This window comes from Ferdinandcohnia sp. QZ13 (assembly GCF_031324165.1).
Lineage (GTDB): Bacteria > Bacillota > Bacilli > Bacillales > Bacillaceae_L > Ferdinandcohnia.
The window spans coordinates 35,341-58,361 of sequence record NZ_JAVIVW010000015.1 but is presented as its reverse complement, the minus strand read 5'-3'; the positions used below and the strand labels follow the sequence as shown (position 1 = coordinate 58,361).

At 37.8% G+C, this 23,021-nt stretch carries 27 protein-coding genes; 20 read left to right on the top strand and 7 right to left on the bottom strand.

Annotated features, from left to right (window positions below):
* The first annotated feature begins 31 nt into the window (after positions 1-31).
* The 3 genes from RGU12_RS13930 to RGU12_RS13920 all read left to right on the top strand — a co-directional run bounded on the left by RGU12_RS13930 (position 32) and on the right by RGU12_RS13920 (position 2,325).
* On the top strand, positions 32-748 hold the full coding sequence (locus RGU12_RS13930) for an anthrax toxin lethal factor-related metalloendopeptidase (RefSeq protein ID WP_309536635.1): 717 nt from the start codon (positions 32-34) through the stop codon (positions 746-748).
* Between the two features lie 57 nt (positions 749-805).
* Positions 806-1,762, top strand: coding sequence for a thymidylate synthase (locus tag RGU12_RS13925; RefSeq protein ID WP_309536634.1), 957 nt, complete (start codon positions 806-808; stop codon positions 1,760-1,762).
* 68 nt (positions 1,763-1,830) lie between these two features.
* The gene (locus RGU12_RS13920) at positions 1,831-2,325 is read left to right on the top strand and encodes a dihydrofolate reductase (protein ID WP_309536633.1); all 495 of its coding nucleotides are present in this window, start codon (positions 1,831-1,833) and stop codon (positions 2,323-2,325) included.
* Positions 2,326-2,342: 17 nt separating this feature from the next.
* On the opposite strand, the gene trhA is transcribed toward RGU12_RS13920, so the two are convergent.
* Entirely contained in the window at positions 2,343-2,996 is a 654-nt protein-coding gene (gene trhA / locus RGU12_RS13915; RefSeq protein WP_309536632.1) for a PAQR family membrane homeostasis protein TrhA, read from the bottom strand.
* A gap of 226 nt (positions 2,997-3,222) precedes the next feature.
* On the opposite strand from trhA, the gene ilvA reads away from it, so the two are divergent.
* The 3 genes from ilvA (at position 3,223) to RGU12_RS13900 (ending at position 5,807) form a co-directional block, all read left to right on the top strand.
* Positions 3,223-4,494: a threonine ammonia-lyase IlvA gene (gene ilvA / locus RGU12_RS13910; protein WP_309536631.1), complete on the top strand. Its 1,272-nt coding sequence runs from the start codon at positions 3,223-3,225 to the stop codon at positions 4,492-4,494.
* Between the two features lie 86 nt (positions 4,495-4,580).
* Positions 4,581-4,832 (top strand): DUF2535 family protein, encoded by a 252-nt coding sequence (locus RGU12_RS13905; protein ID WP_309536630.1) that lies wholly within the window; start codon positions 4,581-4,583, stop codon positions 4,830-4,832.
* A gap of 132 nt (positions 4,833-4,964) precedes the next feature.
* Complete coding sequence (locus tag RGU12_RS13900; RefSeq protein WP_309536629.1) at positions 4,965-5,807, top strand: DegV family protein; 843 nt, start codon at positions 4,965-4,967, stop codon at positions 5,805-5,807.
* 417 nt (positions 5,808-6,224) lie between these two features.
* Here the strand turns inward: RGU12_RS13900 and RGU12_RS13895 are convergent, their stop codons facing one another.
* The 3 genes from RGU12_RS13895 to RGU12_RS13885 all read right to left on the bottom strand — a co-directional run bounded on the left by RGU12_RS13895 (position 6,225) and on the right by RGU12_RS13885 (position 8,378).
* Entirely contained in the window at positions 6,225-6,704 is a 480-nt protein-coding gene (locus RGU12_RS13895; RefSeq protein ID WP_309536628.1) for a PCYCGC motif-containing (lipo)protein, read from the bottom strand.
* A gap of 147 nt (positions 6,705-6,851) precedes the next feature.
* On the bottom strand, positions 6,852-7,139 hold the full coding sequence (locus tag RGU12_RS13890) for a hypothetical protein (RefSeq protein WP_116352262.1): 288 nt from the start codon (positions 7,137-7,139) through the stop codon (positions 6,852-6,854).
* 15 nt (positions 7,140-7,154) lie between these two features.
* Complete coding sequence (locus tag RGU12_RS13885) at positions 7,155-8,378, bottom strand: MFS transporter (protein WP_309538257.1); 1,224 nt, start codon at positions 8,376-8,378, stop codon at positions 7,155-7,157.
* A 269-nt stretch (positions 8,379-8,647) separates the two neighbouring features.
* Between RGU12_RS13885 and RGU12_RS13880 the strand changes: the two genes are divergently transcribed.
* The 5 genes from RGU12_RS13880 to cysC are packed head-to-tail and all read left to right on the top strand — an operon-like array spanning position 8,648 to position 12,417.
* A complete protein-coding gene (locus RGU12_RS13880) occupies positions 8,648-9,415 on the top strand; it encodes a phosphosulfolactate synthase (RefSeq protein WP_309536627.1) in 768 nt (255 codons plus the stop codon).
* Positions 9,400-9,960, top strand: coding sequence for a histidine phosphatase family protein (locus RGU12_RS13875; RefSeq protein WP_309536626.1), 561 nt, complete (start codon positions 9,400-9,402; stop codon positions 9,958-9,960). Before RGU12_RS13880 ends, RGU12_RS13875 begins: the two co-directional genes overlap by 16 nt.
* Entirely contained in the window at positions 9,941-10,672 is a 732-nt protein-coding gene (locus RGU12_RS13870) for a phosphoadenylyl-sulfate reductase (RefSeq protein WP_396232358.1), read from the top strand. The genes RGU12_RS13875 and RGU12_RS13870 overlap by 20 nt, the downstream gene beginning before the upstream one ends.
* Positions 10,659-11,807 (top strand): sulfate adenylyltransferase, encoded by a 1,149-nt coding sequence (gene sat / locus RGU12_RS13865; protein ID WP_309536625.1) that lies wholly within the window; start codon positions 10,659-10,661, stop codon positions 11,805-11,807. The genes RGU12_RS13870 and sat overlap by 14 nt, the downstream gene beginning before the upstream one ends.
* Positions 11,808-11,817: 10 nt before the next feature.
* On the top strand, positions 11,818-12,417 hold the full coding sequence (gene cysC / locus RGU12_RS13860) for an adenylyl-sulfate kinase (RefSeq protein ID WP_309536624.1): 600 nt from the start codon (positions 11,818-11,820) through the stop codon (positions 12,415-12,417).
* Between the two features lie 31 nt (positions 12,418-12,448).
* Here the strand turns inward: cysC and RGU12_RS13855 are convergent, their stop codons facing one another.
* A complete protein-coding gene (locus RGU12_RS13855; protein ID WP_309536623.1) occupies positions 12,449-13,069 on the bottom strand; it encodes a YitT family protein in 621 nt (206 codons plus the stop codon).
* A 180-nt stretch (positions 13,070-13,249) separates the two neighbouring features.
* Here RGU12_RS13855 and RGU12_RS13850 point away from each other — a divergent pair, with 180 nt between their 5' ends.
* Entirely contained in the window at positions 13,250-13,837 is a 588-nt protein-coding gene (locus RGU12_RS13850; protein ID WP_309536622.1) for an SCO family protein, read from the top strand.
* A 443-nt stretch (positions 13,838-14,280) separates the two neighbouring features.
* Here the strand turns inward: RGU12_RS13850 and RGU12_RS13845 are convergent, their stop codons facing one another.
* Complete coding sequence (locus tag RGU12_RS13845) at positions 14,281-14,430, bottom strand: hypothetical protein (RefSeq protein ID WP_309536621.1); 150 nt, start codon at positions 14,428-14,430, stop codon at positions 14,281-14,283.
* A 141-nt stretch (positions 14,431-14,571) separates the two neighbouring features.
* Between RGU12_RS13845 and RGU12_RS13840 the strand changes: the two genes are divergently transcribed.
* From RGU12_RS13840 to RGU12_RS13810, 7 genes are all read left to right on the top strand, one after another.
* Positions 14,572-15,123 carry a YkoP family protein gene (locus tag RGU12_RS13840; protein WP_309536620.1) on the top strand — a complete coding sequence of 184 codons (552 nt, stop codon included), beginning with the start codon at positions 14,572-14,574 and terminating at the stop codon, positions 15,121-15,123.
* A 72-nt stretch (positions 15,124-15,195) separates the two neighbouring features.
* Positions 15,196-16,041 (top strand): metallophosphoesterase, encoded by an 846-nt coding sequence (locus RGU12_RS13835; protein WP_309536619.1) that lies wholly within the window; start codon positions 15,196-15,198, stop codon positions 16,039-16,041.
* A 177-nt stretch (positions 16,042-16,218) separates the two neighbouring features.
* Positions 16,219-17,001 (top strand): GDSL-type esterase/lipase family protein, encoded by a 783-nt coding sequence (locus RGU12_RS13830; protein WP_309536618.1) that lies wholly within the window; start codon positions 16,219-16,221, stop codon positions 16,999-17,001.
* A gap of 24 nt (positions 17,002-17,025) precedes the next feature.
* Positions 17,026-17,607, top strand: coding sequence for a YpmS family protein (locus RGU12_RS13825; protein ID WP_309536617.1), 582 nt, complete (start codon positions 17,026-17,028; stop codon positions 17,605-17,607).
* Positions 17,608-17,710: 103 nt separating this feature from the next.
* Positions 17,711-18,649, top strand: coding sequence for an aminoglycoside phosphotransferase family protein (locus tag RGU12_RS13820; protein WP_309536616.1), 939 nt, complete (start codon positions 17,711-17,713; stop codon positions 18,647-18,649).
* Between the two features lie 91 nt (positions 18,650-18,740).
* On the top strand, positions 18,741-19,985 hold the full coding sequence (locus tag RGU12_RS13815; protein WP_309536615.1) for an aminopeptidase: 1,245 nt from the start codon (positions 18,741-18,743) through the stop codon (positions 19,983-19,985).
* A 464-nt stretch (positions 19,986-20,449) separates the two neighbouring features.
* Positions 20,450-21,388 (top strand): magnesium transporter CorA family protein, encoded by a 939-nt coding sequence (locus tag RGU12_RS13810; protein ID WP_309536614.1) that lies wholly within the window; start codon positions 20,450-20,452, stop codon positions 21,386-21,388.
* Positions 21,389-21,427: 39 nt separating this feature from the next.
* Here the strand turns inward: RGU12_RS13810 and RGU12_RS13805 are convergent, their stop codons facing one another.
* Positions 21,428-21,949, bottom strand: a complete 522-nt coding sequence (locus tag RGU12_RS13805) for an HD domain-containing protein (protein ID WP_309536613.1) — start codon at positions 21,947-21,949, stop codon at positions 21,428-21,430.
* 152 nt (positions 21,950-22,101) lie between these two features.
* Between RGU12_RS13805 and RGU12_RS13800 the strand changes: the two genes are divergently transcribed.
* Positions 22,102-22,845: an AAA family ATPase gene (locus tag RGU12_RS13800; protein WP_309536612.1), complete on the top strand. Its 744-nt coding sequence runs from the start codon at positions 22,102-22,104 to the stop codon at positions 22,843-22,845.
* Positions 22,846-23,021 lie beyond the last annotated feature (176 nt).

The following is a 23,021-nucleotide window of genomic DNA, read 5'->3' as shown; positions in this document are numbered from 1 at the left end:
ATCTATTGACATTTTTAGGGAGAGCATTCTTATGAAAAAAATAGGTATTCTTACACTTCTATTCGTTATTGTTGGCTTTACTTATCATCCTGGTGAAGCATCGCCTCATGGAATTCCACTAAAAGATTATCAATCACTGACACTATATACTGAAACATCTAATTTGAAAAACTATGATTCCTTAAAAGAGATTATTTTATTACCAGAGACGAGGTTTAATGAAGCTGCAGCCGCACAAATGATTGAACGTGTTGATCATATTGATGAACTCATTTTACAAGGATTAGTTGATGATGGCGTTGTCCTGATGCTTTTTACAGGTTTATTAACGGACGAGCCCACTGCTGCCTATCTGAAGGGGGAAAAGCCCCGTGGGTATAGTGAAAATGGTCCAACATGGGACGATGTACCTGGAATTGGTGGCTCTGAGGTAGTACTTGCCAAGATTGGGTATAGTGAAAAAGGAAAAGGTCATGGGTCTATCAATTTAGAGTTACATGAGCTAGCCCATTCGATTGATAGTTTTGTGTTAGATTCAATCAGTGAGGATCCGACATTTCTATCCATTTGGAAAAACGAAGTGAACCAATTATTCCCGAATCGTCCTTATTTTAGTGACTATCCCGAAGAATATTTCGCTGAAACCTTCGCGATGTACTATCTATCTGAACAGTCAAGAAATCAATTGAAGTTAGCGGCACCGATGACTTACGAACTTTTTGTCGAATTAGGTGAAACTCAGCAATGAAATAGGCTGTTATTTGTAGTAAGATAATAGCATGAAGTTTAGTAGGGAGTGAATCTATTGAAACATGGAGAAAATGCGTATTTAGGTCTCTTAAAGCATGTACTTGAAAATGGTACGAAAAAAAAGGACCGTACTGGGACAGGGACAGTTTCTGTGTTTGGGTATCAAATGCGTTTTAACTTAAGTGAGGGCTTTCCTTTGCTTACAACGAAAAGAGTTCCTTTCCGCCTCATTGCGAGTGAACTACTTTGGTTTATTAAAGGGGATACGAATATTAGGTATCTTCTAAAGAACAACAATAATATTTGGAATGAATGGGCTTTTAAAAATTGGGTTGAGAGCGATAAATATGATGGACCAGACATGACGGATTTCGGTAATCGAAGTCAGAAGGACCCAGTTTTTAATGAGTTGTATCAAGCTGAAATGGACAAGTTTAAAGAACGAATTTTAGAGGATGATAAGTTTGCTGCTAAATACGGCGAACTTGGTCCGGTTTATGGGAAACAGTGGAGAGCGTGGGAAACATCCCGTGGTGAGACCATTGACCAATTGAAAAATGTCATCCACCAAATTAAAAACAATCCAGATAGCAGACGCCATCTTGTTGTCGGCTACAACCCTGGTGATGTGGAATTCATGGCTTTGCCACCTTGTCACAGCCTGTTCCAGTTTTATGTGGCAGATGGGAAATTGAGTTGCCAGTTGTATCAGAGATCTGGCGATTTATTTTTAGGAATTCCCTTCAACATCGCAAGCTATGCCCTTTTAACCCATTTAATCGCATATGAATGCGGATTAGAAGTAGGGGATTTCATTCATACGATTGGGGATGCCCATATTTACACGAATCACATCGAGCAAGTAAACTTACAGCTAAGTCGTGACCCTCGTCCGTTTCCGACTCTCAAATTAAATCCGGCTGTAGAATCCGTCTTTGACTTTGAAATGGACGACCTTGAAATTGTGGGATATGAACCACACCCTTCGATAAAGGCACCAGTTGCTGTTTAAAGCATTTCTATTTCTAAGATCCTAAGGTATAATCGACCTTAGGATCTTTTTTAGTGAGGATGATAACTATGATTTCATTACTACTAGCAATGGATAAAAACCAACTAATCGGCAAAGACAATGATCTTCCATGGAGATTACCAGCCGATTTAGCTTATTTTAAAAGGGTTACGATGGGTCACCCTATCATCATGGGGAGAAAAACGTATGATTCAATTGGACGACCTCTACCTGGTCGAGAAAATATCATTGTAACCCGTGACACTTCTTACAAAGCAGAAGGCTGTAAAGTGATTCATTCCATTGATGAAATCGTCAAAATGAGTGAAGAAACCGAACAGGAGCTATTTGTGATCGGTGGAGCAGAGATTTTTAAAGAAATTCTTCCATACTCAGACCGTCTATACATAACCGAAATCGATGAGGAATTTGAAGGAGATACCTATTTTCCGGCATTCGATAAAGCAGAGTGGCAGGTCATTTCAAAGGAAAAAGGCATTAAAGACGAAAAAAACCCATATGAGTATACGTTTTTGGTATATGAAAAAATCCCGCAGAACTAAACCTGCGGGTTTTTTCTTTAAGAAATAAACGGTACATCGACGACATAAAATAGCACGGAGAAAAACATCGCAGCACTGCCCGCTAACACGAATAAATGCCAAATCGCATGGTTAAACGGCAGCTTTCTCCAAACATAAAACACAGCGCCAACCGTGTAGAGAATTCCCCCCGTTAGCAACAGCATAAAGCCGTTGAACCCAATACTTTCATATAATGGCTTTATGCCAATTATAATCAGCCAGCCCATGAGGACGTAGCAAACAGTTGAAAGGATCATAAATTTTTCTACAAAAAAGACCTTGAAGACGATACCTATTACAGCTAGACCCCATACAATTCCAAAAATCGTCCAGCCTAGCCAACCTCCAATTGCAACTAAAACAAACGGTGTATAGGTGCCGGCAATCAATAAATAAATCGCTGAATGATCTAAGATTGCAAATACCTTTTTTGCTTTTAAATGTGTGATGCTATGCAAAAGGGTTGAGAATAAATAAAGAAGAAACATCGTTACCCCGAAGATTGAGAAGCTTACCACGTGCCAGACGTCCCCATATTTCACAGCAAATACGATTAACAATACAAGTGCTGGTATGCTTAATAAAACGCCAAGACCATGTGTAATGGCATTTGCAATTTCTTCTTTAACTGTTTCTTGCCGAAATGTCATAATATTCACCTCATACTTCACTTTTCTTCTTCTCATCATACTGCTAACAAATCCATAACACAAATTATACTTTAAATAAAAATGGAAGTGTTTTCATTTTAAAAAAGTAATAAAATATTTTGAAAACTTTACAACAGAAAGGCTAATTCATGTTATAATGAACAAATTAAATCTTCAATACTTCACTGTGTTGTTGTGGAAATACGTGAAAGGGGATATGGGGCTCATGGCACACGAGGTAAAACAAAAACTAGATGGAATCCATGTAGAGGATATCATAAAAGCAAATCAAACATTGAAGGATGTTATAATCCATACACCTTTACAAAGAAATGAATTACTTTCTGAACGTTACGAATGTAACTTATTGATAAAACGAGAGGATTTACAAATTGTTCGGTCTTTTAAAATCAGAGGAGCGTATAATCGTATTAAAAATTTAACTGAAGATGAACTTAAAAATGGAGTCGTTTGTGCAAGTGCTGGAAACCACGCACAAGGGGTGGCTTTTTCCTGTTTTGCGCTAAAAATACAAGGCAAAATCTTTATGCCATCGACTACTCCAAGACAAAAGGTCTCTCAGGTAGAAGCTTTTGGCCGTGAGTATGTTGATATTGTGTTAACTGGTGACACATTTGATGATTCCTATGAAGAAGCAGTCGCATGCTGTGAAAGAGAAAATCGGACGTTCATCCACCCATTTGATGATGCAGATGTGATGGCAGGTCAAGGAACTGTTGCGGTTGAAATTTTAAACGATTGTGCCGAGCCTGTAGATTATGTGTTTGCAGCGATTGGTGGAGGTGGACTCATTTCAGGAATCTCAACTTATATGAAGAGCATTTCTCCAGAGACAAAAGTGATTGGTGTTGAACCAGCGGGCGCTGCAAGCATGAAGACCTCGATTTCGAATGGTGAGGTCACCACCTTGGCGAAAATTGATAAATTCGTTGATGGTGCAGCAGTAAAAACAGTTGGCGAAAAGACATATGAAATAAGTAAAGAGCTTGTGGATGATATTGTTGTGGTCCCTGAGGGGAAGGTTTGTACAACCATTTTGGACTTATATAATGAAAATGCTATCGTTGCGGAACCTGCAGGTGCATTATCACTTGCGGCTCTAGATTTGTACAAAGATAAGTTAAAAGGTAAAACTGTAGTGTGTGTACTTAGTGGAGGAAATAATGACATTAGCCGAATGCAGGAAATCAAAGAACGTTCGATGCTGTATGAAGGCTTACAATGCTATTTTATCGTGAATTTCCCACAAAGAGCGGGCGCATTACGCGAGTTCTTACTTGATGTATTAGGACCAACCGATGACATTACACGATTTGAATACACGAAGAAAAATAATAAGGAAAATGGCCCTGCACTCGTTGGGATTGAGCTTAAGCAAAAAGATGACTACGACGCTTTATTGAACAGAATGATGAAAAAAGGGTTTCCATTCCGTGAACTAAACAAAGAAAATACATTATTTAATTTGTTGATTTAAAATTCAATGTTTTAACATATTTAGACAAAGACGAAAGGCTTGTTCTCATGTATAATATAAGAAACGGGTGAAAAAGGACTGATAGTTTGCTATTCAAAAGCCTAGAGTTCAAAAATTGTTATGGACAGAAGGTTAAAGTAATTGAAATTCCAGTTTTGGAGAAGGGCAACACGTATCACTTTATGCTCGATTTTCGTTTACAGGTATTCTTGTCGAAAATCATGACAAAATCAAGCCCAAAACAAATCTATTCGTTTCGAGAATATTTGAAGACGGTTCTAAAATGGACTGATTATGAACGTATTTTTCAACTTGATATGTTAAAACATAACGCATAGTTTTAGAATGGGCTGATTTTAAAACAATAAAATCGGCTCTTTTTTTGCTTTTAAACATAAAATATGAGCAATTTACCCGTTAAAAAAGGACAAGCTATTACTAATAGATGTATGCTAGTAGGAAGTGAACGTATGACAAAAGTGAAAATCGTAACAGATTCAACAGCAGATCTTTCAGAGGAGCTGGTAAGAGAACTTGGTATCTCAGTTGTCCCACTATCCATTACGATTGATGGGGTAACGTTTCTAGATCGTGTGGATATTACTCCTCATGAATTTTTAACAAAAATGAAGCAATCAGCTGAGTTACCAAAGAGCTCTCAGCCTGCGGTTGGACATTTCGTAGAGCTTTACGATCAATTAGGAAGTGATGGGAGTGAAATTATTTCCATCCACATGACAGGTGGTATGAGTGGGACGGTGACGTCTGCTGAGAATGCAGCTAGAATCAGTGAATCGAAAGTGACTGTGATTGATTCTATGTATATCTCTAGAGCCTTAGCATTTCAGGTTATTGAGGCTGCAAAAATGGCAAATGCTGGACACTCAAAAGAGGAGATAGTAAAAAGGGTTGAGGAAATTAGAGAAAATTCTACTCTATTTGTAACCGTTGACACATTAGAAAACCTTGTAAAAGGTGGCCGAATTGGCAAAGGCAAGGCATTAATTGGCTCTTTATTGAACATTAAACCAATTGCTTCCTTGCAGGATGGAGTCTATACACCAGTTTCCAAGGTAAGAAGCCATGCGAAAATCGTGAAATACTTAAGTGAAAAATTTGCAGAGGATGTAAGAAATAAAACGATAAAAGGTGTAGCAATCGCTCAAGTGGATGCAGTGGAACTTGCAACCAATTTAAAGGATGCGATTAAAAAGCTAACCGGATATACCGATGTTGATATCGTCGAAACTACACCGGTCATCAGCACCCATACTGGCCTAGGTGCAATTGGGTTTATGTATTATGTAGAATAAATCGATTATTAGTACCTTGGAGTGATACTCCAGGGTATTTTTTTCAATAGGAGAAAAGTGACTAAAGATCTTGTAGATTGTTTGATATGGTTTTTGTCGAGGACAAAACATGTAAACTACACCAATTATATGTCTTTGACAGAGAGCTTCAAGGACAAATCGTACAATGTCCCCGAACAAAATGTCTTTGACAGAGAGCCTCAAGGACAAATCGTACAAGGTTACCGAACAAAATGTCTCTGATAGAGCGCTTCAAGGACAAACGTGCAAGGCCACTGGATGAAATGTCTTTGAGTGATGAATCTCATAGGAAATTTTTTGAAGGAACTCGTAGAGCTGTTTACTACAACGCTTCACTCAAATATAATTTGTCGAAAAAGCAAAAAAATGACGTGTGAGTTTTCACACGTCATTTTTTTAGATTTCCGGCATTGGAGTAGGTGTTGGTTTAGCGTACCCCTCTTTATAGGTTTCATCAATCATTGCCCGAATTTCACTTGGAGATTTACCATTTGAATATTCGAACACGGCTGTAGCAGCGATTTCTAAACATACCATACATTTAGTACCGTGATCATCCCAAACGACCGCATCGCCTTTATTATCATGAACAAAGCAATCATAATTATCTCGATGACCTACAGAGTCAGCGCATCCACAGTAGCAGGGCATTGATTCTAGAAGTTCCTGATGCATGGCAGCAGCTTTATAAATTGTCACCATTTCTTCTGACTTACCATCTAGAAAAGATGGCATCACATCGATTGAAGCCGTTTTCTCGCGAATATCTCCAATTACATGTTCTTCGCCATTAGCATCATGAGCATCGTCATTTTGGGAGCATCCAAATAATCCAAACACGAGAATAAGCATGAGAAAAACAACCATTTTTTTCATAAAAACAAACCTTTCATTGTCATTGTAAGCCCATTTTAACATATCCCTTCTTTTCACATAATGAGTTCACCATTTTGTCAAAATAAGAAATGCACTATGATTGCTCCGCGAATTAGACAGCAAAAAAGGATATCGAAACCGATATCCTTACTCACTTTCTGATTCTTCATCCGATAAATCCAGTTTTTCTCCACCAATTGAAATATAAGAGAGTATATCTAGGTCCGGCTTTGCTTTCGCCATTCCTTGGATATACGGAGTGATCGTATCTTTGAAATCCTTACTAACACCCATTTCCTCACAATGTCCATAGACATACATTTTTTTATCATCAAAGAAGAAAGCAATATAGCCAAGTGCCTTTTTATCTTGATTGACAATATTTAAAATTTGGCATTCTTCCTTGATCAACTCTGGGGAAACAAATATTTGCAAGACAATTCCTCCTTTTTACGTAAACTGCAATTTTTTGAACACAGAATCATTTGTTTCCTTGCTCGGGTTTTTCTTTTTCACCCGAATCAATATCATACATAACAGGCCAACGACAAGTGTCAATGAAGCGGTGGTTAAGAACATTCCGGAACGTGACCAGTTCATTAACCAACCGTAGATAGGCGGACCAATTGCCACTCCTAAAAATCGAACTGAACCATAAAGAGAGGTAACGAAACCCCGCTTTTCAGCTGAAACTGAACCGGTGATAAAGCTATTAATACACGGTAGTACAAGACCGGTTCCGATACTACTGATAGCCAACACTGCAATAAACGGAATCAGGCTTTCAAAAAAGACTAACAGTGTAAATGAAACGGTCATGAGAGCTAATCCAATGATGATGAGCTTTTTCATTAATGGCATTTTTTTCCCGATTTTACTCCCGGTAATGTAGGAAGTTGTCGTCATACATAGAAGGGGAATGGCTAAAATAGCTCCTTTAAGAACTCCATCTGTATTATAGGTTTTCTCAAGTACATCAGATAAATAAAAGAGAATACCAAAGAGGGTGAATAAACAAGTTGCGCCAGCCAAATAGGCCGTAAATAACCATCTACCTTCATTTTTAAATACCGAAAACAATCCGTGAACATATTTTTTGAGTGGAGGTGGCTCTTTCTTTTGTTTTTTCTCTTTTACGAAAAAGATCGTGAGAAGCACAGATATTAAACAAAAGATTGGGAAAGCGAAAAAGGCCGCATACCAAAATAACAAGGCGAGTAAAGACCCAATTATCGGCGAAATGACTTTTCCAAAGCCATTTGAGGCTTCAACTAGCCCTAAAACGCGGCTTTGTTTGCCACCTTTAAATAAATCACCTGTAAGTGCCATTGCGATAGGTGCAGTACCTGCTGCTCCTATTCCCTGCATAACCCGACCAGCCATGATCCAAAAATATGGACTAGAAAACCATGCGGATGCAGCCCCAGCGAGTAGTCCACCTGTACCGTATAGAATGAGTGCAGGTATGATGACAGCTTTTCTGGAAAATCGATCTGAGAAATAACCGAGCAATGGGATCGAAATCGCTGCTGCTACAGAGAAAGTAGTAATGACAAGACTCACCTGAAATTGACTAATATCTAATTCTTTTTGCATTTGAGGTAAGACAGGGATGAGCATTGAATTACCAAGTACAAGGATCAGTGGAATTGAACCAATCGCAACAATTGTCATTGCTGAATTTTTTTTGCTGGACAAGTTTTTGCATCTCCTTATATACGGTGTGAAATTTTAATCAATTAATGCCTTACTATTTTTTCAATTTGTGATGATACCTATTCAGTAAGTAGTTTCCAGTTAAAGGAGCAATAGAAAAGCCCATTCTATACACCATTTACCTAATTTTGAATAACATAGCAACTGTAAGAAGATGGGTGTATGTAACAAAATAGAGTTTTAAACGGGTGAATTAGTGCTTGTTGATAAAGGAGGAATTATGCCCTATGGATTTTCTAGATGTTCCATTGCGAACAAAAGGAGAACGAAGCTATGGAATTACATCAATTGCTGATTTTGGTACGCCTGTTGGCGTTTTAGAGGCGTATTTACGTGATTACCATGCTTATATAGATATCGCAAAAATCGGGATTGGCTCCGCTTATGTAACTCCAAACCTACAAGAAAAAATCAATCTTTATAAAAATTATAAGGTCATTCCATATTGTGGCGGAACGCTATTTGAAAAATGCTACGTTCAGGAAAAGCTTGAAGAATATACCGAATGCCTAAAAAAGCTTGGAATAGAATGGATTGAAATTTCAAACGGAACAGTAGATATCCCACTTCATAAAAGGCTTTCACTCATCAAAAAATTAAAAAAAGATTTTAATGTGATTGCGGAAGTGGGTTCGAAGGATCAAGACAAGGAAATGCCGTTATCTGAATGGGAGCATGAAATGAACTTGCTACTAGCAGCGGGCTGTAGATATGTCATAACGGAAGGAAGAGATTCAGGTACCGCTGGTATCTACAACTCTAAAGGGAATGTTAACACAGAGTTAATTGATCGGATTTCAAAAAGTATCGACGTCAATAAGCTTATTTTCGAAGCACCAACACCTAAGCAGCAAATGTTTTTCATCAACCAATTTGGTACTAATGTCAATCTTGGTAACGTCAAAATTAATGATGTACTTGTGTTGGAAGCACAAAGGAAGGGATTACGAAGCGAAACCTTTTTCATGGGGGAGAAAATATGGAACTTACCTTAATCAGGCATCTTCCGACCGCATGGAATGAGAAAGGGGTTCTTCAAGGTATTCGTGACATTCCAATACTAGAAGTTAGTGGGGCTAACAAAGAGGAAATCGAAAAAAACAAAGAACAATTAAAATTTTCTTACTCCTTGGTGTTAACCAGTGCTCTACTCCGAACTCAACAAACCGCGAAAGCTTATGGGTATAACCATTTTGAGATTGAGCCATTGTTGAATGAGCTTCATTTCGGGGAATTTGAGGGGAAAGAAAAACAGCAACTTGTTGAAACTCATAAACATAATTGGTATACAAACCCGCGTGAAATTGTGCTAGGGGAAAAGATTGCGGATTTAGAAACGCGTATCATCACATTTATTGAGAAATACAAGAACTATGAGTCGATTTTAGTATTTGGGCATGGGTCCTGGATCCGAGCTTGCCTATCCTATCATAGATTTGGCAACATCGATCAAATGAATCAACTCGAGATAAAAAATAATCAGTTGCTAACAATCGAGGTTGGAGAGGAGGAACTCAAGATTGGGCGCCATCACATATGAAAATTGGAAAGAGGAAATCGTTTCAGAAGTTGTGAACAACAACAAAGATTATTACGACATTTTAAAGTGGGCATATAGCACATATTCAGCTGAAGATATTGTGTACGCATGTAGTTTTGGGGCGGAGGGAATCGTTTTAATTGACCTCATATCGAAAGTAAATAAAAAGGCAAGAATTGTCTTTTTAGATACAGGGCTCCATTTTAAAGAAACATATGAACTCATTGATAAAATAAAAGCAAAATATCCGACTCTCCATATAGAAATGAAGAAACCGGAATTAAATCTAGGTGAACAGGCTAGAAAATACGGTGATGAGCTGTGGAAGACGAATCCGAATTTATGCTGTCAAATTCGAAAAATTGAACCATTAAATGAGGTGCTTGCTGGAACAAAGGCCTGGATTTCGGGTTTGCGTCGAGAACAGGGACCAACCCGAAAAAATACAGAATATCTAAACAAGGACGAAAAGTTTAAAAACATAAAGATATGTCCGCTTATTCACTGGACGTGGGACGATGTTTGGACCTATATCAAGCTTAATAACCTTCCCTATAATGAATTGCACGACAGAAATTATCCGAGCATTGGCTGTGCACCCTGTACGAACCAAGCGCTAAATGGCGATATGCGTTCAGGCAGATGGGCTAATTCCGATAAAACAGAATGCGGATTACATGTAAATGGAGGTTTTGAAAGTGGTATTAAGTAAACCGCATGGCGGTACACTGGTTAATCGTTATAATCCAACAATTAACCATGAAGAAATCGACAAACAAATTGAACTAAGCAACATGGAGTTAAGTGACCTGGAATTACTTGCGGTAGGAGCCTATAGTCCGCTGGAAGGCTTTGTAGGAAAAGCCGACTACGAATCCATTCTTCAGTCGATGAGACTTGCAAATGGGCTTCCGTGGTCTATTCCCATTACATTAGCAGTAGACAATTCAACAGCAAAGAAGATCGCAATCGGTGAAGAGGTACGATTGGTTCAAAACGGTGAAGTTTACGGAGTTATCGAAGTAACTGAAAAATATATCCCAGATAAAGTGGTGGAAGCTTTTAAGGTATATCGGACAACGGACACCAAGCACCCTGGCGTCAATAAATTATATGATAGGCCTAATGTTTATGTCGCCGGACCGATCCATCTTGTCAAACGTCCAAAGAAAAAGAAGTTTGAGACCTTTTATTTGGATCCAAACGAAACTAGAGCGGTGTTTGAGCACTTAGGCTGGAAAAAGGTAGTCGGATTTCAAACAAGGAATCCTGTTCATCGTGCACATGAGTATATTCAAAAATCTGCTTTAGAAGTAGTCGATGGATTGTTTTTAAACCCGTTAGTTGGCGAAACGAAAGAGGATGATATTCCGAGTGATATTCGAATGGAAAGCTACATGGTTCTGCTAGAAAAATATTATCCGAAAAACAGAGTGTTCCTATCTGTATTTCCAGCTGCGATGCGGTATGCAGGTCCAAGGGAAGCGGTTTTTCATGCATTAGTTCGGAAAAACTATGGCTGTACACATTTTATCGTAGGACGTGACCATGCAGGGGTTGGAAATTATTATGGCACCTATGATTCACAAAATATTTTTAGTCATTTTTCGGAAGAAGAACTAGGAATTCAACCATTATTTTTTGAGCATAGCTTTTTCTGTAAAAAGTGTGGAAATATGGCGTCCGCCAAGACATGTCCGCACAATAAGGAAGATCATGTCATCCTATCAGGAACAAAGGTACGAGAAATGCTAAAAGCGGGAAAAAAACCACCAAAGGAATTTAGCAGACCAGAAGTAGTCGAGGTACTCATTCGAGGCATGGCTGAACAATATTCGAAGATATAAGGTGGGGACTATGGGCGAAGAACAACCTATTATATGGCATCAATCAACAGTAACGAAACAAGATCGACAACAACAAAATCAACATAAAAGCTGTGTGATTTGGTTTACCGGTCTTTCAGGTTCTGGAAAATCATCATTAGCAAATGCCCTTGACCAGATGCTTTTTTCAAAAAATGTGCAAAGTTATGTCCTTGACGGGGATAATATTCGACACGGCTTAAATGCAGGGCTTGGTTTTAGCAAAGAAGATCGTAAAGAAAATATTCGCCGGATTGGTGAGGTTTCCAAGTTATTTGTGGACAGTGGGCAAATCGTCTCAACAGCATTTATTTCACCGTTTCGTGAAGACCGCGAACAGGTGAGAGCATTGTTTCCTGATGGGGAATTTATTGAGGTGTATGTGAAATGCCCAATATCTGTTTGTGAAAATCGTGACCCAAAGGGCTTATATAAAAAAGCAAGAAAAGGAGAGATCTCCGATTTTACCGGAATAAGCTCTCCATATGAAGAACCGGACGATCCAGAACTGGTGATCGAAACAGACCAATTAACCATCTCACAATCAGTTGAATCAATTATTCATTATCTAAAACAAAAGGAAATTCTTTAAAGTAAGAAAGTGAACCTAGCTTTCTTACTTTTTACTTTTTTCTCCAACCTAGCTGGTTTGTTGTGATAAAGGTCGGGGCTCTAAGGTGATAAATAAAATCAATGATATTCGTTGATACCGTTTGACAAAGAATGGCATAAAAGACAATTCGAATATCAATGACAGATGCCGTTAATAAAAAAATAAAAAAGTTCATCCAAAGCATAACTTTGCCTGGTGACCAATCATTATATTTGGCAATCATTAACGTCGGGATGACCATTCCTCCACTTGATGAACCACTTCGGATTAAAAGTCCGACACCGACTCCGAAAGTCACAGCACCGCATAAAAGGTCAAGCCAGAAAAACGGGGTAAGGAATGAGCCAAGGGTTGATACATAACTAACTGTAACAGACGTTATCGTTACAGCAACCATTGTTTTGACAGTCCAAGAAAATCCAAAATATTTTAAAGCTAATATTAAAAAGGAGAAATTGACAATCCAAAGGGACAAGCCTAATGGAAGTTGTACCCAGTGGTTCATTAAAATCGCAAGCCCTGCGGCACCACCGGAAGGTATGTTATGAGGAAACAGAAATAAGGACATACCTAGCCCCTGTAAAAATGCGCCAAGAACAATACAAATATAGGTAATTACAACTTTAGGCATTGATCAACATGACCTTTCTGATAGCAATAATCGAATTTCATAAGCGTAACCTCCTGAAACTCACTCTCCTTGTCCATTTTATGTTGACAGGCTATTCAATATGTTCAAAAATTGTTCACAGCTATATTGGTTGTAAGTTTGTCACATATTCTTTAAAATGAGTTATTGAATGGAAAATTGATGAATGTAGGTGAAAACGTGAAAAAAATAAAATTTTTAATTGTGATAGCACTTATTTTTGTTTTAGCTGCATGCGGTAGTGGAATTCCAAATGCATTAAATTATGAGGTTTCCGATTTCACTTATGTGGATCAGAATGGCGAAGACTTTAGCTTGAAGGATTTAGAGGGGAAAGTTTGGATTGCGGATATGATTTTCACACAATGTGAAACCGTTTGTCCGCCAATGACTGCTCATATGGCCAAGCTTCAAAGCATGGTTAAAGAAGAGGGACTAGATGTTGAATTCGTTTCCTTTTCAGTTGACCCAGAAGTGGATACTCCTGAAATGCTAAAAGAATATGCAGAAGGTTACAGTGATGATTTATCGAACTGGCATTTATTAACCGGCTATAGCATTGATGAGATCACCGTATTTGCAAAAGACAGCTTTAAAGCGTTAGTTGCTAAACCTGAGGGTCAAGATCAAGTTTTGCATGTCATCAAATTTTACTTGGTTGACCAAAATGGTACGGTATTGAAAGAATATGATGGGGTTTCAGACACTCCGTATGATGAAATTATAAAGGATATTAATACAATCCTTTAGGTTGAAAGAGGACTCCCAGGTGGAGTCCTTTTTGCGTGGTTGGGGGGATTTTATTATTTTTGTGCTGTAGCTATTTGCATAAATATCCAAAATCCAACTAATATTCTGCGTTTATGTTATGACCTTTTCCTGAATTATCCAAAAGTCAACGCATATCTTGATTTTATGATATGGTTTTTTCCTAGATTATCCAAAAGTCAACGCATATCTTGAGTTTATGTCATGACTTTTTCCCGAAATTATCCAAAAGTCAAAGTATATCTTGAGTTTATGTTATGGCCTTTTCCTGAATTACCCAAAAGTCAAGGCATATCTTGAGTTTATGTCATTACCTTTTTCCTGAATTATCCAAAAGTAAACTTAAATCCCGCATTTATACCATGAAAATTTCCAAAACTCCCCAAATGTCTATACATAGCAAATTTAATCCGCAAATCCCAAGCTCAATCCTCTGCCAATTCAACCCCATCGACAACAATTGTCTCAAGCTCTTTCCAGAATAGCTCATGGCTAGTGAAGGTTAGACAGCCACTTGAGATTTGCTCTGGGAACTCTTGTTTCGAAACAGATTGATCTTCGCGTTCTTTTTTCATGGGAAATACCTCTTTCGTTTTATTTTTTGATTATAGTTTATAAAAAGAACCAATCTCTCATCCTACCTTACTTTTCCAAAATAAAATTCATGCCAATTAGAGAAAATGAAAAATGAAATAATTGTAAAAGGGGATGCACTGATGCTCGCTAGGATGAAGCTGTGTGTGATTACCATCTGGACCTTTCTTGACCCAATATATTATGCATTTACAAGGCTTACATATGTAGAGGATAGTGAGATACTGCGGGTGAAAGTAACAAAATACAAAGGTCGGTCATGTGTTCTTGCGGATGGAACGGAAATTAAGAAAAACGACTTATTAATCAAAATTCACCTTCATAATGTGATATTGCTAAGGGAGCTCCTTGGTATGAAAGGAGAAACATCAAAGGCTAGACTCATATATAAACAAGTGAAGCAAGCATTGCCAGGGGTTGCTAATTATCTCCATAACCATCCTAAGAAAAATGAAATTAAAGGTCTCGTTGGCATTACAGCATTAAACAAGGGGAGCAAGCGATTGGGTTTTGAATCAATTACGATATCAAATAAATTTTATCTCTGGTTTAAGTTGATTGTGTTCCTCCCGATGTATTGTATGGCTGTCTCAACTATTTCGGGGCAAAGTATTCGTAGACATCCCATGTATTTATTTATGTCTAAACATACACTTTTTGAATTGTATCGATAGGTATCCATTCATTACCACTAACTTTTCAAATTCTAGTAATTATAATGGAAGGAGAAAAGGTGGTGTTTTTTTATGAAATTTTTTATCTTTTTTATTATAATTATGATGGTTTTCTATTTTATTAGGAAAGCAAATAAAAACACATACAATGTAAATGTAAATAAAATTAATGTTACGCCAACAAAGGATTTTGTGAATCCAACACAAATTCATGTTCTTCATCTATCAGACTTACATCTTGAAAATCTATCAATTACTCCCGAAGAATTATATAATAAAGTTAAAGCTGAAAAAGTTGATTTAATTGCGATTACGGGTGACTTTTTAGATCGTAAACGCAGTATACCTAAGCTCGTTCCATATCTTGATGCATTAAATAAGCTAGCCCCTATACATGGAATATATGCAGTGTTTGGTAATCATGATTATTTTTTACGCAAAAAGAATTTTGAAGAATTAAAGCAGCTTTTAGAGGAACACGGAGTTAAAACATTTCAAAATGAAAATGAGACACTCGTCATTCAAGGTCATCACTTGAATATCATTGGAATCGATGATTCTAGTTCGAAACGAAGTAACCTCGAAAAATCTTATGCTTCGTTAAAGGCTGGGTATAATCTTGTGTTAACCCATGATCCAAACCTTGTCCTAGATATGAAGGATTATCATTTTGATTATTTACTATCGGGTCATTTTCATGGTGGACAAATTTGTTATCCAAAGCCCTATCACCTAGTGAAAATGGGAAAACTAGTGAGAATGAAGATGATAAAAGGTCTTCATTTCCATGATGGAAAACCATTTTATATTAATGAAGGACTAGGGCAAACGGGCGTTAATATTCGTGTGCGTAGCAATCCCGAAATTACGATTCATACACTTACACTAGGAGAAGAAAGTGCAAGTCAAGCTGTTTAAAGCAAAGACGTCCATGTAGGCGTCTTTTTAGCATTTATTGTGATTTGGTTTAATTTTCAAGACGAATATAAATATTACAGAGTTTCACAGAAACTGGAATCGTTAAAGGTTTTTTTACGTATGCTATAATACTAAACTTGTAGACAATAGTCACAATGAGAAATGTAGGTGACCAAGATGAGAAATCCATTTTTAGCCATTATTTTCACTAGTTTATTGATGAGTGGATGTTCTGGGGGGATACCGGCAACAACAGGTATAGCAACCAGTGACCATGATACAGGACTCACTCCGAAGCAGGAAATTCCGGATGATTTTATCCCAAAGGATCTTCAAATTGCGTCAATCGGTGATTCTCTTACCAGGGGTGTCGGCGATGAGACAAAGCAAGGGGGTTATACTTCCTTACTAGAGGAAAAGCTACTTGGTGAAAAAGAAGTGAAATCCGTGACGCTTGAGAATTTTGGTGTGAAAGGGCATAAAACAACAGATCTTCTTAATCGATTGCAGAATGAGGAAGTTCAAGTAGGGATTGCCGATGCAGACATTATTATCATTACAATCGGAGGTAATGATATAATGAAAATTGTAAAAGAAAATCTTTTTGATTTATCATTAAATGTGTTTCAAAAAGAACAGACAAAATATGAGGTTCGCCTCCATAAAGTCCTTGAAAATATTCGAAATTATAATAGTGATGCAGAAATTGTATTAGTAGGGCTATATAATCCGTTCGGTTGGTTTATCGATCTTTCAACTGAAATTAATACGATTGTTGACAATTGGAACGAAGGTAGTAAAAACATTCTTTCTGAATTTGAACATACTAAATTTGTAGAAGTGGATGATGTATTTAGCCAGACGAGTGATAATCTTTTGGCAGAAGATGAGTTTCATCCAAACGCAAAAGGGTATGAATTAATGAGTGAAAGAATTTTTGAAGCAATCATGGTAGAGTGATTTCCTTCGTAGAGGAGGTCTTTGATGAAGATAAAAAATAAATGGAAGGTCTTATTTCTAACACTACTTGCGATTAATCTGGTATGTGTGCTCATTTTTTTCGGGTTGCTTTTTACGCCTAATAAAGAAGTGACCCCGAAGGAAAAAGTTGTTTCGAATGATTATGTGAATCTATCCGTCGAAACAAACAAAGAGGATCTAACAAGGGTTATTAATAACTTTTTGAAAAAAGAGGCAAAGGATAATCCTCTAAACTATAAGGTCTTGTTGACAGAGAGGGTAATGCTGCTCGGGACGATTCAAGTCTTTGGTAAAGAGATTGATATGGTAATGACTTTTAAGCCTAAGGTACTTGAGAACGGAGATTTACTTTTACAGCAGGAGGCTTTTACTGTTGGTCAAGTGAGCCTACCGGTTACGTTTGTTCTACGCTATATTAATGACTATTACAATCTACCGGAGTGGGTTCAGATTGATGCAAAAAATCAAGACATTTATGTTTATTTGTCTGAGATGAAAATGAAGAGCGACACGAAGGTTGAAGTCGATACCTTTGATTTAAGTAAGGACGAGTTAAGGTTTAAGTTGCAGGTTCCATTGGACTAGAGCAAATCATAATTGATTTGCTCTTTTTTACTATAAATAAAGGAGTGGAACATGTTTTGTTGAAATTATTAGGATATAAATATAGGTAAAGAGGGTGCTTTTTATGAAAGGGCATTCGGAAAAATGGCTACATACTGTAATCAAAGATGCAGGTTATGAAAGCACTGGTAGTGTAGATCCGGTCAAAGATACTGATTTTTGTTTAGTTTTACGAATTCCTACAAAACGTGGAGATTTATTTTATAAGGAAAATGGCCTGTCTACGAGGCATGAAGCGATCGTAAGTAAGCATTTAGATTTGAGATTACAGGGTAAAACGGCTCGTTTAGTAGCATTAAACGAATCAGAATGCTGGTTTCTGATGGAAGATTTGAAGGGAAAACCACTTCGAAATATAAAGGATAAACAACTCTGGCAGCGAGCCATACAAGAATATGCAGAGTTACAGATTTCTCAAATGGAAGAAGTGGAAAGCCTAATCAAAATGGGTGTTCCTGATCGTAGAATGCCTATTCTTAAACAAGAAATTGAGCAGTATTTAAAAGAAATGTGTGGAACAGGCCTAACAGAGGATGAAACGAAAAAGGTGATGGCACTTCAACCTGAGCTTCTATCAATGTGTGATCAAATTGATTCGATATTGCCAGCTTCAATTGAACACGGTGACCTCCATTCAAACAATATACGAATCATTGATGACAACATCGTGTTTTTTGATTGGGGGGATGCATCCGTTTCCCATCCGTTTTTTAGTACGAGAATATTCTGGCATGCGCTTGATGAACTAATCCATGATGAATCCGAATGGCTCGCAATGGTGAATGAATTTCGCCCTTTCTACCTAGAGCCTTGGACAAAATTTGCAACCATAACGGACTTAGACAATGCGTTGCGCATTTCGGATGAATTGGCATGTGTCCAGCGTGCGCTTAGCTGGCACTTATACTTGACACCTCACAGTAAAAATAAAAGTGAATCCTATGATAGACCAGCGCAATGGCTAAGGCTTTTTCTTGGGCATCGTACATTGGTTGGAAAGTGATATATGAGTGTTAAAGTTCATTGAATCATTAGTAATTTTAAAACGGGTTATGCTAGTATAGAAACATACATATTTTATTGGGGGTATTAAAATGGTTCTACCAAACTTCGAGGAAAATTTACAAAAATATGCAAGGCTTTTGGTAGCTAATGGACTAAATGTGCAAAAAGGTGATTGGGTAAAAGTGACGATCACCGTTGATCAAGCACCACTTGCTCGTCTAGTGACAAAAGAAGCTTATTCATTAGGAGCAGAAAAAGTAATTATAAAATGGTCTGATGATGAAATTACAAAAGAACATTATTTACACCAGCCTGAAGAGGTGTTAACAGATATACCTGAGTACGAAATTCAAGAATCTGAGGATCATGTTCTCAATCACAAGGTTTGTCGTCTATCGATTGTGTCGAGTGATCCAGGCTTTTTAAGTGGAGTAGATCCTGCTAAAATTTCAGCGTTTCAAAACAAAGCAGCTAAAGCTTTCAAGGTGCAACGTATTGCAACACAAAATAATGATTTAAAATGGACAGTTGCAGGTGCAGCTGGGGCAGGTTGGGCTGCAAAAGTATTTCCGAATCTAGCATCGTCAGAGGAACAGGTGGATGCACTTTGGGATCAAATTTTTAAAACATGCCGAGTGTACGAGGACGACCCAGTAGCAGCATGGGAAGAGCATACAAAAATGTTGAATGAAAAGGCAGCAAAATTAAATGAAATTCAGTTTGACATGCTTCATTACAGAGGACCAGGCACAGATTTGAAGCTTGGTTTACCGAAGAATCATATTTGGGAAAGTGCAAGAAGTTATAATCCAAATGAGGAAGAATTTATTGCAAATATGCCGACTGAAGAAGTGTACACGGCTCCTGATACCCGCCGTATGGACGGAGTGGTTCGCAGTACAAAGCCATTAAGCTATGCTGGGACATTAATCGAGGGGATTAAGGTTCATTTTAAAGATGGCAAAATTGTTGACATCTCTGCAGAAACCGGAGATGAGATCATGAAGAAATTAGTATTCGATAATGAAGGTGGAACAGGACTTGGCGAGGTAGCGTTAGTGCCAGACCCATCGCCAATTTCACAATCAGGCATTACTTTCTTCAATACATTATTTGATGAAAATGCATCAAATCACCTTGCGATTGGTGCGGCATATCCAACGAACCTACAAGGTGGCACGAAAATGAATGAAGCTGATTTAAAAGAACATGGCTTGAACGTTTCAACCGTTCATGTTGATTTCATGATTGGCTCAAGTGAAATGGACATTGACGGGATTAAAGAAGATGGTACTGTTGTGCCGGTTTTCCGTAAAGGTGATTGGGCCATATAAGAAAGATGGAGTCCAAGGAAAGGCTTTCGAAAGCTTTTTCATGGGCTTTTTTTGAGAAATTTTGGTTGGGGAAAATCAAGTAGTTACAAACACCGATTTTTCGAGTACAATATTACGGTATTCAAATTTACAAAATGAAGTTGTTTAAATAGGAGGATGAAAAGGACCGAGAAGTTCAAGGCGGCGCAGTTTTGAGTAGCGGAGCGTATGTAGTGAATACGTGAGTAACGGAAAAACAGGCCAACGAAGAAATTCGATGTGTCATTTTCACCGGACTTTTTGAACTTCTTATTAAAAGGAGTTGAATTTTTATGAGTAGTCATTTGTGTAGCGACCCTGATCCCGCGTCGAAAAAAGGGGAGGTCATTAATGAACCACTTTTCGTAAGTTGGAAAACAAATAAGAATTCAACTTTAACTGGTGAAGATTTTTGACTTCCTCGTTGAAAAAGAGGAGGTTATTTTATGTTAAATATTTATCTATCCAATGAGCAGGGGAAGTTACAGGAAACAACGACTATTACAAACGGTTGCTGGATTAACCTAATTGCTCCGACTGAAAAAGAAATCAATGAAATCACAACAACACTCGAAATACCTGTGGAATTCATCAAGGATCCATTGGACGAAGAAGAGCGGTCTAGGATTGAAAAAGACGGGGAAAACATTTTAATCATTGTCAACATTCCGTCGGTGTCCATGGATGAAAATAAGATTCCGATATATGACACCATTCCATTAGGAATCATTATAGCAAAAAATTGTTTTGTGACAGTTTGTTTAAAGGATAATCCGATCTTTCATAATTTCTCTGAGGGGAAAATCAAAAACTTTTTTACCTTTAAAAGAACAAGGTTTGCTTTTCAAATTCTTTATACGATGGCAACCTTATATCTCAGATACTTAAAACAAATAAGTAAGAAAACGGATTTAATTGAGAAAGAACTCCATCAATCGATGAAAAACAAGGAGCTTTTTTCACTCTTAAACTTTGAAAAAAGTTTAGTCTATTTTACAACCTCCTTGAAATCGAATAATATTGTCATGCAGAAAATGTTGAAAAGTAATTATTTGAAAATGTATGAAGATGATCAGGAATTGCTTGAGGATGTCATCATTGAAAATCAGCAGGCGATTGAAATGGCAGAAACACATACCTCTATTTTAAGTGGAATGATGGATGCCTTTGCATCGGTGATCTCCAACAATGTAAATATTGTCATGAAATTTTTAACTTCGATTACAATTATTCTATCGTTGCCAACGATGGTCGCAAGCTTTTACGGAATGAACGTATCGATTCCGTTCCAGGAATACCAATATTCCTTTTTGATTGCGATTACGATTTCGTTTATTTTATCAAGCATTACAGCTTATATCTTTTGGAAGAAACGATTCTTCTAGGGGTTGTGGCGTTGGTCCGGGTAGTGGGATCAACGCTTTTTATTGCTGATTTTTCATTTCTTGCTCTACTAATTCGTCTAATCTGGCAATCATTTTCTTTGCTTTGTCCTCCTCAATTTGACGATAGTGATGGAGACCGTCTTTTTCTTCATCCATCTCATCAGCAAGCTTTGTGATGGCTTGCAGAGGTGTTCGCTTGATAAATCCTTCCTCGATATAGGAATCCGTATGGAATAAGATTGCATAGGCAATCTCCTTGGCATACTTTGGATTTTCTCCTAAACGAATCAGTAATTTATGAGCACGCTCCGCACCTTTAATCGCATGAATATCATTTTCCTTGTACATGCTGTAATCCCATTTTCCGTTTTTATACCACGTGTAGTGTCCCATATCATGAAGCAATGCAGCCTTTGTTGCTAGATCTACTGATACATTTCGCTCCTTCGCCATTTTAAATGCATGATACGCACAAGCAATCGCGTGTGCCTTCCCTGAGCGAGACAGGTACTTTTGGGCAATCCGATGATTAAAAATGTCTGTTAATGTAACATATCTCATTTGTCAGGTCTCCTTTATTGGTAAATTTTTAGAATTTTATCATGTCTGCCAGATATTATCAAGATATAATAATCCAAATGTGTAGGAAATGGGTGGAAGAATAGGACTTGCGTGTTAAAATGGTTGTATCAGATATAGTGTGGTGATTAAGCTTGTTTTTACATAGTGTGAAAGTGTTGGCGGAAAAAATGCATAATGTACGTGAGTATCCTTTTTCTATTCCAAGTATTAGGGGCCTGGAGCAGCTCGATTTTCATAATCGCGTGACGTTTTTTGTGGGTGAGAATGGGTCTGGTAAGTCGACTTTGCTTGAGGCAATCGCCCATCAGTGTGGGTTTAATACTGGAGGTGGCGGAAGAAATAATTTTTATACATTTGAAGATGCGGCCCCCGTTTTAAGTGACTATATTCGGCTTTCATGGATGCCGAAAATTAACCAAGGCTTCTTCTTACGAGCAGAGAGTTTTTTTCAATTTGCGTCATACTTGGACCAATTGGCCGAGGAAGATCCAACTTTTAACTATCAGGGGTATGGTGGTAAGTCGCTGCATGAGCAATCACATGGTGAGTCATTTTTGTCTTTATTTTTAAATCGATTTGGCGCTCAAAGTATCTATCTTTTGGATGAGCCAGAGGCGGCATTATCTCCGGCACGACAGCTTGCGTACTTGCGAGTGATACACGACCTGGCAAGCAGGGGAGATGCGCAGTTTATCATTGCGACACATTCACCGATTTTACTTGGGTACCCAGGTGCTCAGATTTACAATTTTGATGCATCTCCGATTGAGGAGATTGCCTATGAAGAGACAGAGCATTATCAGATCACAATGGGATTCTTAAATCGCCGGGAACGGTATTTGGAGGAGCTGTTTCGTGAGGATGAGGAAGATTAAGTTGATATAGGTTATTTAGTGGATTTTCGTTCTATTTGAATGCAATTCTTGAAGGGGTGAGGGTATGATTAGGCGATAATCATACCGTCATTTTGGTATTTTAGAAGAGTGAGCGTATGATTAAGCGATAATTGTACCATCATTTTGGTATTTACGAAGATTGAGGGTACGATTAA